The organism is Arcobacter arenosus (genome assembly GCF_005771535.1).
In the GTDB taxonomy this organism is placed as follows: Bacteria; Campylobacterota; Campylobacteria; order Campylobacterales; family Arcobacteraceae; genus Halarcobacter; species Halarcobacter arenosus.
On sequence record NZ_VANU01000005.1, the window covers coordinates 139,389 to 152,634 of the forward strand.

13 protein-coding genes are annotated in these 13,246 nt (G+C 27.4%); 4 read left to right on the plus strand and 9 right to left on the minus strand.

Translation table 11 applies throughout. The annotated features are described in order from the left end of the window. Positions 1 to 345: 345 nt before the first annotated feature. Together era and FDK22_RS11810 are read right to left on the minus strand one after the other, a co-directional pair. A complete protein-coding gene (era, locus tag FDK22_RS11805; RefSeq protein ID WP_138153178.1) occupies positions 346 to 1,230 on the minus strand; it encodes a GTPase Era in 885 nt (294 codons plus the stop codon). A gap of 50 nt (positions 1,231 to 1,280) precedes the next feature. Then, positions 1,281 to 2,777, minus strand: a complete 1,497-nt coding sequence (locus FDK22_RS11810) for a YifB family Mg chelatase-like AAA ATPase (protein ID WP_138153179.1) — start codon at positions 2,775 to 2,777, stop codon at positions 1,281 to 1,283. A gap of 181 nt (positions 2,778 to 2,958) precedes the next feature. On the opposite strand from FDK22_RS11810, the gene FDK22_RS11815 reads away from it, so the two are divergent. The 3 genes from FDK22_RS11815 to FDK22_RS11825 all read left to right on the plus strand — a co-directional run bounded on the left by FDK22_RS11815 (position 2,959) and on the right by FDK22_RS11825 (position 5,512). Then, positions 2,959 to 4,353: a sensor histidine kinase gene (locus FDK22_RS11815; RefSeq protein WP_138153180.1), complete on the plus strand. Its 1,395-nt coding sequence runs from the start codon at positions 2,959 to 2,961 to the stop codon at positions 4,351 to 4,353. 28 nt (positions 4,354 to 4,381) lie between these two features. Next, positions 4,382 to 4,864 (plus strand): hypothetical protein, encoded by a 483-nt coding sequence (locus FDK22_RS11820; protein ID WP_138153181.1) that lies wholly within the window; start codon positions 4,382 to 4,384, stop codon positions 4,862 to 4,864. A 93-nt stretch (positions 4,865 to 4,957) separates the two neighbouring features. Continuing rightward, positions 4,958 to 5,512 (plus strand): manganese efflux pump MntP, encoded by a 555-nt coding sequence (locus FDK22_RS11825; RefSeq protein ID WP_138153182.1) that lies wholly within the window; start codon positions 4,958 to 4,960, stop codon positions 5,510 to 5,512. Positions 5,513 to 5,548: 36 nt separating this feature from the next. Here the strand turns inward: FDK22_RS11825 and def are convergent, their stop codons facing one another. The 3 genes from def to tig are packed head-to-tail and all read right to left on the minus strand — an operon-like array spanning position 5,549 to position 7,974. After that, positions 5,549 to 6,061, minus strand: a complete 513-nt coding sequence (gene def, locus FDK22_RS11830; protein WP_138153183.1) for a peptide deformylase — start codon at positions 6,059 to 6,061, stop codon at positions 5,549 to 5,551. 8 nt (positions 6,062 to 6,069) lie between these two features. Beyond that, a complete protein-coding gene (gene clpP / locus FDK22_RS11835) occupies positions 6,070 to 6,654 on the minus strand; it encodes an ATP-dependent Clp endopeptidase proteolytic subunit ClpP (protein WP_138153184.1) in 585 nt (194 codons plus the stop codon). Between the two features lie 15 nt (positions 6,655 to 6,669). Further along, positions 6,670 to 7,974: a trigger factor gene (tig, locus tag FDK22_RS11840; RefSeq protein WP_138153185.1), complete on the minus strand. Its 1,305-nt coding sequence runs from the start codon at positions 7,972 to 7,974 to the stop codon at positions 6,670 to 6,672. 133 nt (positions 7,975 to 8,107) lie between these two features. On the opposite strand from tig, the gene FDK22_RS11845 reads away from it, so the two are divergent. After that, positions 8,108 to 9,790, plus strand: coding sequence for a vWA domain-containing protein (locus tag FDK22_RS11845; RefSeq protein WP_138153186.1), 1,683 nt, complete (start codon positions 8,108 to 8,110; stop codon positions 9,788 to 9,790). 7 nt (positions 9,791 to 9,797) lie between these two features. Here FDK22_RS11845 and ppk2 (FDK22_RS11850) read toward each other — a convergent pair whose 3' ends face one another. From ppk2 (FDK22_RS11850) to rd, 4 genes are read right to left on the minus strand one after another with little or no spacing between them, the layout of a single operon-like run. Then, complete coding sequence (ppk2, locus tag FDK22_RS11850; RefSeq protein ID WP_138153187.1) at positions 9,798 to 10,919, minus strand: polyphosphate kinase 2; 1,122 nt, start codon at positions 10,917 to 10,919, stop codon at positions 9,798 to 9,800. A 6-nt stretch (positions 10,920 to 10,925) separates the two neighbouring features. After that, positions 10,926 to 11,846 carry a polyphosphate kinase 2 gene (ppk2, locus tag FDK22_RS11855; protein ID WP_138153377.1) on the minus strand — a complete coding sequence of 307 codons (921 nt, stop codon included), beginning with the start codon at positions 11,844 to 11,846 and terminating at the stop codon, positions 10,926 to 10,928. Positions 11,847 to 11,863: 17 nt separating this feature from the next. Beyond that, complete coding sequence (gene nspC / locus FDK22_RS11860) at positions 11,864 to 13,003, minus strand: carboxynorspermidine decarboxylase (protein ID WP_138153378.1); 1,140 nt, start codon at positions 13,001 to 13,003, stop codon at positions 11,864 to 11,866. Beyond that, positions 12,996 to 13,163: a rubredoxin gene (gene rd / locus FDK22_RS11865; protein WP_138153188.1), complete on the minus strand. Its 168-nt coding sequence runs from the start codon at positions 13,161 to 13,163 to the stop codon at positions 12,996 to 12,998. Before rd ends, nspC begins: the two co-directional genes overlap by 8 nt. Between the last annotated feature and the right edge of the window lie 83 nt (positions 13,164 to 13,246).

The window sequence follows — 13,246 nt, forward strand, 5'->3', positions numbered from 1 at the left end:
TAATTGACTATTTTTAAAAACTAAGGCTAAATTTTCGTAAAAAAAGAGATTAATATTTTCATTGGAATCTAAAAAAAAATATTTTGGTATTTGTGATTTGAAATGAATTACTTGATATATATTTAAAGGTTTTATATACGAGCTGTATAAAAAACTACTCTTATCATAATTTAAAGAGGAATTCTTTATATGATTTCTAATATATTTATCTAAAAAATTTGAGTTTATCTCTTCATCTGATTTTATTTCAATTAGTTCAATAATAATACCTTATTTCTTTTTAATAAGGTATTTTATTATTTATTACTTTGTATTTTAATTAAGTAAATATATTTTTTTATTATTTTAAAAAGTTACGTCGTATCCTAATTCTTTAAGACCTTTTTTATCTTTTGTCCAACCTTTTTTAATAGAAACAAACAGTTCTAAATAACATTTTCTACCTGTTAGTCTTTCTATTTTTTGTCTTGCATCTTTACCAATTCTTTTGATTGCACTTCCACCCTTTCCTACAATCATACCTTTTTGAGTTCCTTTTTGAACTATAATTGTTGCATTAACTACATCAATATCTTTTTTCTCTTGAACTCTATTTATTTTTACATCTGTTTCATATGGTATTTCATCAGAAATATTCTCAAAAATCGATTCTCTAATAAACTCTTTAAAAATATCTCTCATATGTTCAGTTGTTAAAATTTCAGGGTCATATAAATAAGGATGCTCAGGAAGATATTTTACAACAACATCTAAAATATCATCGTGAGTAGTTTGTTTTTTTATTGATACAGGGATAATAGCTTCGTATTTGTCTGAATGTTTTTCATACTCTTTTATTTTTTCTAAAACTTCATTATTCCCAACATTATCAATTTTTGTTAAAAGTAAAATATGTTTTGTATTTTTTTTATTTCTCTCTAAAAAATTTTCATAATGGGTTAATTTATCAGTTACAGGAGCTAAAAATAAAATCAAATCACAATCACCAATTGCTTTTAAAGCCTCATCAAGCATAAATTGATTTAATAGCTTTTCTGTTTCGTGTAAACCAGGAGTATCCACAAAAATGATTTGATCATCTTTATGCATCACGATTATATTAGATCTTTTTCTAGTAGCATTTGCTTTATGTGAAACTAAAGCAATTTTTTCACCAACTAACCAATTTAATAGTGAACTTTTACCTGCATTAGGTCGACCTACAACTGAAACATAACCACACTTACTCATACGATTCCTTCAAACATTTTAATTAAGTGATTATATCTAAAATTTTCTGCTTATCTTCTTCTGTATGAAAGAGATTCTAGTAAATGTCTTTTTTGTATATTTGTACACTCTTCCAAATCTGCTATTGTACGGCTAACTTTTAATATTTTATTTATACTTCTAAAAGATAAATTCAAATTTATCCTTGCTTTTTCTAAAACTTCCTTTGTTTCAGAATCTAAAATACAATATTTTGTAATCTCATCATCACTTAGTTTCCCATTTAAATTTTTCTGCCCTCTTAACATTTGCATTTTAAAAGCATTTAATACTTGTCTTCTTATCTCTTGGGAAGTTATTGTAGATTTTGAGTCTACACTTGTATCATTCATAATTACATACAAGTCAATTCTGTCTAAAAAAGGTTCACTTAAACGATTTTTGTATCTTTTAATTTCAAGTTCATTACATCTACAATTATTTGAAACAGAAAGTAAATTTCCACATGGACATGGGTTCATTGCTGCTACAAATAAAAATTTCGTTTCATATAAAACCTTCGAATTTGCACGACTTACCAATAAAGAATAATCTTCTAAAGGCTCCCTTAATGCTTCAATTATAGAGGAACTAAAATGGGGTAACTCATCAAAAAATAAAATTCCAGAATTTGCCAAACTTATCTCTCCTATGTTTGTTCCTCCTACAATAGAAGCTTTTGTTGAAGTATTATGAGGACTTCTTATTGTCCTAATTGGTTTAAAATCTGGTTCTTTTAATTGTAAAGCTTGTAATTTTGCTATTTCTAAAATCTCATCAATACTCATAGGTGTCATTATAAAAGGTAATCTTTTTACAAGCATCGATTTTCCAACACCAGGACTTCCTTCTAAAATTATGTTATGATTTCCAGATGCTGCAATAAGGGCAGCTTTTTTTGCATTTTCTTGACCTCTAATATCTTTAAAATCCAACTTATAATCATTTGTGAAATAAAAATCTTTACCATTTACATTTATTTTTTCATATTCAAATTTTTCTTTTTTATATAGATATTTATCTTTTTCTTTTCCTTTAAAAAAATCAATTGCTTCCAATAGGTTTCTAACACTATATATTTTTATATTTGGAATTTTAGATATTTTTTTAGCACTTTTTTCACAAACTAATACATTTTTTATTTTCCCTTGTTTTACTAAAGATAATATTATGGGAAAAATTGAATAGCTATCTTTAATATCACCATTTAATGACAATTCTCCAAAAATGTGATACTCATCAAAATTAACTTTATCTTCGTATAATGAAACTAATAATGCAATGGGTAAATCAAAATGACTACCCGCTTTTTTAATCTCACTAGGTGCTAAATTTATGGTGATTTTCTTAGGTGGAAATTTATACTCATTTGTTAATAATGATGATTTTACTCTATCCTTGGATTCTTGTATACTATTTGTTGCTAATCCTACAATTGTAAAACTAGGTAATCCTTTTGTAAATGTTGCTTCAACACTTACTTCTTTTGCTTCGATTTCATTTAATGTTGCTGATTTTATAATTTTCATTTGTCTCTTCTAAATAATTCATTTAATTATAGCTATTTGTAGATTTAATTTAAATAATAAATAATGGTATTAAATTATTTAAATAGCAAAATATAAAATATTATAATAAATATCTTTTTTTAATACAATTGCATCCATAAATTTTGTTATAATCGAAAAAGATTCAAAAAAAGATAATATTATGTTAAAAAATGATGCTTTAGCTAAAACAAAACTTGTTTATTTCATTGTTTTTTTATCCCTAGCCTTTTGGGCTGTATTTGCTTTTTTTACAATGCATCAACTAATTAGTTCCCAAGAGATTTATGCAAAGATAATCAATATTAGTGGGAAACAAAGAATGTTATCTCAAAAAACTACACTGATGGCAAAAAGAACTTTTGAAACAAATAATCAAGATTTTTTAAACCATACCTTAGAATTAATCAAAGGAATGAAAGAGGATCATGATTTTATAATTAATAATTTAACTTCTCAAAAGATGATAAAAATATATTTTGATAAACCCTATTTACTTGATAAAAAAGTTAAAGAGTATTTTTTTATATTTGATAGTTTCTTAAAAGAAAGGACTAAATCGAATCTTCAAAAAGTTGAAGAATATTCTTATCAATTATTACCAGAACTAAATACTGCTGTTTATAAATTTGAAGAGGAGAGTAATCAAAAAACAATTGAACTAAAAAAAAGGCAATTAATAATACTTTTTGGAACATTATTAACCCTATTTTTAGAAGCTTTTTTAATTGTAATTCCTTCAATAAGAATAAATGAACAAAAGGAAAAAGAGTTACAAGAGATAAACAATAACTTAGAAAATAGAGTAAAAGATGTAATAAAGAACTTAAGAGAAAAAGACAAAATAATAAATGAACAATCAAAAATGATTTTTATGAGAGAGATTTTAAATAATATTTCACACCAATGGAGACAACCCTTATCTATAATTACCACTGCAGTTACTGGCATAAAACTAAAAAAAGAGTATAAACAACTAGAGGAAAAAGATTTAGATGATTATTTAAATGTAGTATTAGAAAATAGTTCCTATTTATCAAAAACAATTGACAATTTTAGAAGTTTCTTTGAAAATAAAGATGAGATGACAACATATAAATTTTCATCTTTAATAGACAAAATAGAAGAACTTTTAAAAGAGGAGTTGGAAGAAAATAAAATCAGCTTTGTTTTAGATATCCAAGAGCTAAATTATTATGGTAATGAAACAAGATTACTAAACTCTATACTTCATATTTTAAACAATGCAATTGATGTTTTAAAAAACAAAGAAGATCAAAGAATTATTTTTATAAGTATATATAAAAATGAAAATTTTCATATAAAAATTAAAGATAATGGTGGTGGAATACAAGAAGAGATTATAGATAGGATATTTGAACCATATTTTACTACTAAACACAAATCCTTAGGAAAAGGTATGGATTTATATATTGTAAAAGAATCCATAGAAAAAATCTTAAAAGGTTATATAAAAGTCACAAATGAACACTATACTTATAAAGGGAAAGATCAAGTAGGTGCTTTATTTGAAATAATTTTACCTTCAAATCAATAAAAATATAATATCTCTTAAAGGAGTTGATATGCAAACAGAAATTAACACTCAAGATGAAAAATCAAAAAACTATCTAAAAGATTGTTTTATGCAAAAATGTAGAAATGAATATGACGATTATTTAAAAGATGAAGAATCAGCATTGGATAGATATGCAAAACTTTCAATACAATATCTTCAGTTTATATCATTGGGAATATTTTCTACAGCAGTTTTATTACAATCACCTTTAAACTTTAATTTTATAGCAGCATTTTTAGCTTTATCTGTTTTAGTTTTTTTTATCTCAGTTACATTGATTTTAAGATACTCTCTTAAAAATAGCAAGGATATAAAACTAAAAAATGATATTTATGATGCATGGACAAAAACAGTTTTATATGCAATTTTAATAAACCTATTATTGATTTTTGTAGAAAATGGCTTAAATCAAATTTTAGTTGTTTTATTTTTTGCAACAATTGCAATAATCTTTATTCAAAAAAGTAAAAAAACAATTCAAGAAATATAATACTATCACTATATATAAAACTTTTGATATAACAAAATTTGAATATAGTTAAAGTAAATTTTGATAATATTCAACAAAAAAATAAGGTAATGTATGATAGAACTTATTATTCTTTCTGTTGCATTAAGTATGGATGCTTTTGCGGTAGCTCTTGGATTAGGAGCTAAACAAATAACTATAAATAAATCATTAGCTTTAAAAGTTGGATTATTATTTGGTTTTTTTCAGGGATTTATGCCTCTTATAGGTTATTTTGCAGGTATAGGACTTTCTAGTTTTATTGAAGTTATTGACCACTGGGTAGCTTTTATACTACTTGCACTTATTGGTGGTAAAATGGTATATGAGAGTTTTGGGGAACCTGTGGAAGAGGAAATTGCAATCATTACAAATAAAGTTCTTCTATTATTAGCAATAGCTACAAGTATTGATGCAATGGCAGCTGGTTTTACATTAACATTAATGTCAACTACTATAATTACTTCAGTTTTAATTATTGGATTAACTACATTTATTTTTAGTTATGGTGGGGTTATAATTGGTTCAAAAGGTGGAGCATTTTTAGAGAGCAAAGCTGAATTATTGGGTGGTATTGTATTAATAGGTATCGGTTTAAAAATACTAATTCAACATACATTGTTAAGTTGATTTTGTACTATTAAACCTTTTTTATCTAGCTTGGGCTTATTTACCCTTTAACTTCTTTTTCCATTCTTTTTCAAATTTTTTTCTTTTGATTATAGAAAGGTTTTCAATAAAAAGATGTCCAGCTAGATGCTCCATCTCATGTTGCCAAGCAACAGCTAAAAAGTCTTCACACTCCATAGTTTGCTTTTGTCCATCTCTATTATAGTATTCAACTATTATATGTTGTGCTCTTTTAACCTCTTCATTAAATCCAGGTACACTAAGACACCCCTCTACAAAAATTTGAACACCATCTTTGTGAGTAATTACAGGATTAATTGCTTCAATTAAATCCTCTTTATCTTGAATATCTTCCTCATTTGGAAGATTAATGATTAATACATTTAAAGGGATACCAACTTGAATTGCAGCAAGTCCTACACCATTTTGATCAATCATTGTTTCATACATGTCATCTAAAAGAGTGTGAAGTTCTTCATCGAACTTCTCCACATCTTTAGACTTTGTTCTTAATAATTTATTTGGATATGTTAATACTTCTCTAATCATTTCAAACTTTACTTATGGCTTGTGATAACCTCATCAATTAAACCATATTTACAAGCTTCATCAGCACTCATAAAATTATCTCTATCAGTATCTTTTTCAATAACTTCTAAAGGTTGTCCTGTTTGTGCTGCTAAGATTTCATTTAATGTATCTTTCATTCTTTGAATCTCTTTAGCTTGAATTTGGATATCTGTAGCTTGTCCTTGAGCTCCACCTAATGGTTGGTGAATCATTACTCTAGAGTGAGGTAAAGAGTATCTTTTACCTTTAACTCCAGAAGATAATAAAAATGCACCCATAGATGCAGCTTGCCCAATACAAATTGTACAAACATCAGGTTTAATATAATTCATCGTATCATAAATTGACATACCACTTGTAATTACTCCACCTGGAGAGTTGATATATAGATAGATATCTTTATCTGGGTCTTCAGCTTCTAAAAATAAAAGCTGAGCAACAATAGATGAAGCAACTTGGTCATTTACCTCACCACTTAACATAATAATTCTATCTTTTAGAAGTCTAGAATAAATATCATAACTTCTTTCACCTCTTCCACTTTTTTCAACTACGTATGGTATATAACTCATTTTCTTTCCTATTTATTAGTTTCCTAATTTTTCGTCTAATAATTTTGTAATTACTTTATCTTCAATCATAGACATTTTAATAGCAGGTAAATATCCAGCTTCTTGGTATTGTTTTAATACATCTTGTGGATTTTGACCCATTTGCATTGCCTCATAGTAAATTACTTGAGTAACTTCTTGATCATTTACCTCTACACCTTCAGCTTTTGCTAATGCATCAACAATGAAAGTTGCTTTTACAGATTTTTCAGCATCTTCTTTTAATTCATCTCTGATTGTTTCTACTTTTGATGCATCTTCTTGTAATTCTTTAATCTCATCTTCTGACATAGATCTAACTTTGTTATTAAGTGCAAAGTTAATCTCTTGGTCAACTACAGTTGCAGGTAATGAGAAATTTAATTCATTTACTAAAGTATCAAGGTAAGCTGGTTTTAACTCATTTCTATAATAAGTACCTTTTTGCTCAGCTACCATTTGCTCTTTAATTTTTTCTTTTAAAGCATCTACATTTGCTTCACCGTCATATCCTGGTAAAAATTTAGCAGCAAACTCATCATTAATTTCTGCAGGTACTTTTTCTTGAATTTCATGTAAAGTTACTTTAAATACAGCTTCTTTTCCAGCTAAATCTTTTGATTGGTATTCAGCAGGGAAAGTAACAGTAACATCTTTTTGCTCTTCATATTTCATACCAACGATTTGTTCTTCAAATCCAGGGATAAATGAACCTGAACCAATCTCTAATGGATATTGTTCACCTTTTCCACCTGCAAATGCAACACCATCAACAAATCCTTCGAAATCGATTACTGCGAAGTCACCTTCTCTAACCATTCTTTTTCTTTTGATTTTTTCTAATGGAGCAGATTGAGCAGCTAACTCGTTTAATCTTTCCTCAACATCTTTATCTTCAATCTCTTTTAATTCAACTGCAGGAACTAAAGATTTATAATCACCTAAATCAACATTTGGCTTACAAGCAACTTTAATTTCAATCTCAATTGAACCATCTTCTTTTTTGTCAAATTTAGCAAATTGTGGCTCACCTACTAAATCTTCATTAGCGATTTCTAACTCTTTTAAAGCGTCACCTAAGATTGCTCTAACTGCTTCACCTTCAGCATCTTCTCTTAATTTGTCAGCATATCTTTGTTTTACAACAGATACAGGAACTTTACCTTTTCTAAATCCTTGGATATCCATTGTTTTTGCAGCTTGCTTAGCTACTTTATCAATATTTTGCTCTACAGTTTCTGTAGAAATTGTTGAAGTAATAACAGCATTCGCGTCATCAACTCTTTTTGCGTTAAATTCCATTAACTTTACTCCGATATTTTTAGTTTAGCCGTGATTTTATCTTAATTTTAATAAAATAGCCATTAGATAAATTTAGACCAAATAAAAAGAGTAAAATACTTTGCAATTTCTATACCATAATGTGTTATTTTTAATGTTAATTCCGATTTTTTTATTGATGTTTTTGATTATTACAAATAAAGACAGTTTTCAAAAATATTTTTCCAAAGATATACTAGAGAAACTTTCAGTTTCAAATAGATACATGGGAAAAACAACCAGAAATATTTTGATGTTTATATCTTTAATTTTAATGATAATTGCACTTTCTCGTCCAGTTATGAATGAAAAAGAACAAAGTTTTGAACAAGAAGTAGCTTCAATTGTAATTGCAATTGATGTTTCTAAATCAATGCTTGCAAATGATATCTATCCAAATAGATTAACAATGGCAAAACAAAAACTTCTTAATATAATAGAGGAATCAAAACAAAACGCTCTTGCAGTTATTTTATTTGCTAAATCATCTTTTATACTTTCCCCGGTAACACAAGATTTTAATTCATTAAAAATATTAGTTGAAAATTTAAATACTGGAATGAATTTTGACAATGGCTCAAATATTTTTTCTACTTTAGAAGCAACAAATAAACTTTTAAAAGATTATGAAAATAAAAATCTACTACTTCTAACAGATGGAGGAAATGCTACTTCTTATGAAAAAGAGATTGAGTATGCAAAAGAGAATAAAATAAATGTGTATACAATTGCAATAGCTACAAACAAAGCCTCTGCAATAAAACTTGATGATGGAAAGTTTTTAACAAAAGAAGATGGTTCAATTGTAACAGTTGCCTTAAATGAAAACATAAAAAAATTAAGTTTAAATACAAATGGAGGATATATAAATTACTCAATAAATAATAGTGATTTAAAACAAATTCTTGATGATATTGAACAAAAATCAGTAAAAAAACAAATTGAAAGTAAAAAATTTAAAACCTATACTGAACTGTTTTATTATCCTTTAGCTTTGGCTATTTTTATACTTTTTATTGCTTTTTCATCATTGCCAAAATTTCTTTCAAAAAAAGTTACCATGAGTATAATAGTGCTATCTTTATTTTTTATTTCAACAAATGATTTAAGGGCATTTGAATTTGATTTTGAGACTATAAAAAAAGCAAATAAAGCATATGAAAACAACAACTTTGAGAAAGCATCAAAAAACTTTGATAAGGTTTTAAATACACCTGAGGCTAGATATAATTATGCAAACTCTTTATACAAAGAAAAAAAATATAAAGAGGCTTTAATGCAGTATAAAAACGTAACTACTTCAAATAAAAATTTAGAGTATAAAAAGCTGCATAATATGGGAAATTCATATGTTAAATTAAATGATTTAGAAAATGCTAAAAAGATGTATGAAAATGCTTTAAAAATACAAGCAGATAAAGAGACTAGAGAAAACCTAGAAAAAGTACAAGATATTTTAGACAAAATTAAAAAACAAAAAAATAAAGATAACCAAAACCAAAAAGAGAAGAAAAAAAATCAAGATAAGAAAGAACAAAACAAAGAAAATCAAGATAAAAAAAAGAATCAAGAAGATAATAAAGAAAATCAAAAAGAAGATAAAAATCAAGAAGAAAACTCTCAAAAAAATGAAAGTTCACAACAACAAAAACAAAATATGTCACAATCTCAAAAACCAAAAGAACTTTCAGATTTAGAAGAAAAAAAGTGGTTAGAAAAATTAGAAAATAAAAAGTCGCCAGTATTATTGAAAAAGGTTAAAACCAAGAATGAAGATACATCTTCAAATCCTTGGTAATTTTATATTAATAGTTTTGTGATTTTCTCATTTGCATTAATTCTTTTTGAACAGAAATATTAATATTTTCATTTGGTTCAAAATCTAATTTATAGTTTCTTCCATCATAATCAACAGAATTAAGAATAATTTTCATTGCTTCTAATCTTGCTTTATGTTTGTCATCACTTCTTACAACATACCAAGGTGCTGATCTTGAAGAAGTACGTCTTAACATCTCATATTTCTTTTCAGAAAACTCATGCCATAAATCTTGAGCTTGCATATCAACTTCTGAAAATTTCCATTGTCTTAAGGGGTCATTTATTCTTCTATCAAATCTTCTTTTTTGTTCCTCTTTTGAAACAGAGAAATAAAGTTTAATTAAAATCATACCTTGTCTAACTAAATCTTGCTCAAAATTTACAACATCTTCCATAAAGATTTCATGTTCTTCTTTTGTACAAAATCCAAAAATTGGTTCAACCATAGCTCTGTTGTACCAAGATCTATCAAATAGAACCATCTCTCCACCTGTTGGGAAATGTTCAATATATCTTTGGAAAAACCATTGGTTTTTTTGAGTATCAGTTGGTTTACCTAAGGCAACAACTCTATAGTGTTTGTTATTCATATATCTTGTAATTCGTCTAATTGCACCACCTTTTCCTGATGCATCTCTACCTTCAAAAAGAATAATCATTCTTTTGTTTTGAGATTCTAAAAAGTTTTGTAATTTAATTAGCTCAATTTGGTATGCTTTTAACTCTTCTAAATCATAAATTTTTTGAATACCATCATGTAAAACTTGAGGATCAACATCTTGGAAATTTCCTAAAATCCCTTTTAATCTCTTATTTTCTTCAATTAACTCTTCAACTTTAGTATCTGAAACGTTTTTTGTTGGTTTTACAATCTCTTTAGTCTCTTTTATTGTATTTTCGTTTATAACTGAGTCTTTAAATTTTTGCATTAAATTTAATGCAGATTTTTTTGTAAGATTATCTTTTTTTGTATAACCTAATACTTTTACGTATCTTTTTTTATCATATTGAAATCTTGCAATATATTTTTTTCCAAAAGCTGGATGTGTAGCTTTTGAGATGTACAGTCCACTATAATTTGTTTTTTCAAAATCACTTAAATTCATTTTCTCTTAGGCCTTTGCAAATTTATTTTCATCTTCCATAATTTCTAATTCTTCTGAACCTGAAATTACTATTTTCTTGTCAACTTTCAAATGCTTACTATTAACTTTACTTGGATAATCTACACTAGATAAAATATGTTTAATACAATTTATTCTTGCTTTCTTTTTATTGTCGCTTTTTACTACTACCCATGGAGCATGGTCTGTATTTGATGCCATCAACATAGAAAATTTTGCAATAGTGTATTTATCCCAAAGTTTTTGAGATTCTTTATCAACGGGGCTTAGTTTGTATTGCTTTAAGGGATCAGTTTCTCTTTTTGCAAATCTTCTTGCTTGTTCCTCTTTTGATACTGATATATAAAATTTCAATAAAATAATTCCAGATTTAACAAGCATTTTTTCAAACTCTGGAACTTCCCTTAGAAACTCATGGTGCTCTTCTGATGTACAAAATCCCATAACTGGTTCAACCCCAGCTCTGTTGTACCAAGACCTGTCAAATAAAACTATCTCACCTGCACTTGGCAAATGTTTTGTATATCGTTGAAAATACCATTGTGTTTTTTCAATATCACTTGGTTTTTCTAAAGCAACAACTCTTGCACCCCTAGGATTTAAATGCTCAGTGATTCTTTTTATAGTTCCACCTTTACCTGCAGCATCCCTTCCCTCAAAAAGCATAAGAACCTTAAGACCTTTTTCTTTTACATAGTTTTGAAATTTTAAAAGTTCAATTTGAAGTGAAGTTAACTCTTTTTCATATTCAAGAGTTTCTTTTTTTACCCAAATTTGAACTTTATTTCCCTTTTCGTTAAACTGTTCTCTTTCCCGCTTACTATCTTTGTTGTGTTTGATATTTTTATGGGTATCTATCTCGTCTTCGTCTTTAAATTCTTCATTTATAATCTGTCTTTCCTGTCCCATAGTCATACCATCTCCCTTTATGAAAGTCTACATTTGTACTCATTATATCCAAAATTATTTACAATTTGATAACTTCCTTTAATATTTTTTATCACTATTGATGGTAACTTAATCCCATTGAATGTAGTAGTCTTAACCATAGTATAGTGAATCATATCTTCTAAAATTATTTTATCCCCTACTTTTAAGGGTTCATCAAAGGAATAATCCCCAATAATATCCCCTGCTAAGCAAGTATTTCCACCAAGTCGATATGTGTATTTTTTTTCATTTGGAAGAGCACTATTTCTAATATCAGCTCTATAAGGCATAGCTAATGTATCAGGCATATGTGCTTCTGCAGAGGTATCCAAAATAGCTATATCCATTCCATTATTGATAATATCTAAAACAGTAGCCATTAAGTATCCAGTTTGCCAACCAACTGCTTCACCTGGTTCCATATATACTTCAAGGTGAGGATATCTACTTTTGAAATCTTTTAATAAACTAATTAAACCCTCAACATCATAGTCGGCTCTTGTAATATGGTGTCCTCCACCAAAATTTACCCATTTCATTTGAGGTAAAAACTCACCAAACTTTTCTTCGAAGTTTTTTAAAGCCCCTTGTAAGGCATCAACATTTTGTTCACATAAAGCATGAAAATGTAAACCATCAATATCTTCTAAATTATCCTCTTGGAAATTTACTCTTGTAATACCAAGTCTTGAATTTAAACCACAAGGATTATATAAATCAACCTCAACAGAAGAATACTCTGGATTTACCCTTAATCCCATAGAGGTTTTACCCCTTGCTTTATCTTTATATCTATTTAATTGATTGAATGAATTAAAAACAAGATGATTTGAGATTTGAATGATTTCATCAATCTCTTCATCTTTAAAAGCTGGAGAATAGGTGTGCACCTCTTTATTAAACTCTTCTTTAGCCAAAATAGCTTCATGCAGTCCTGAGGCACAACACCCCTGCAAAAACTCTTTACATAAATCAAAAGTTGACCAAAGAGCAAAACCTTTTAAAGCTAAAAGAATCTTTACCCCTGTTTCATCTTGAACTTTTTTTAAAAGCTCAAGATTCTTTTTAAGTAATTTTTCTTCACAAACAAACGCTGGACTTGGTAGTTCTTCTATACTATTTACTATATTATTCATCTTCATTATAAGGTTCAAAATCCTCTTTACCTACTCCACAATCTGGGCACTCCCAATCATCTGGAATATCTTCAAATGCAGTTCCTGGTGCAATACCACTCTCTTCATCACCAATCTCAGGGTCATAAATATAATCACAAACTGTACAAATGTATTTCATAGATTATCCTTTTTTTTATAATTTTGTATTTATTAATAGAATAAAAAGCTTTATGAGATTCTAGGCTTGAAAAGTAAAAAACT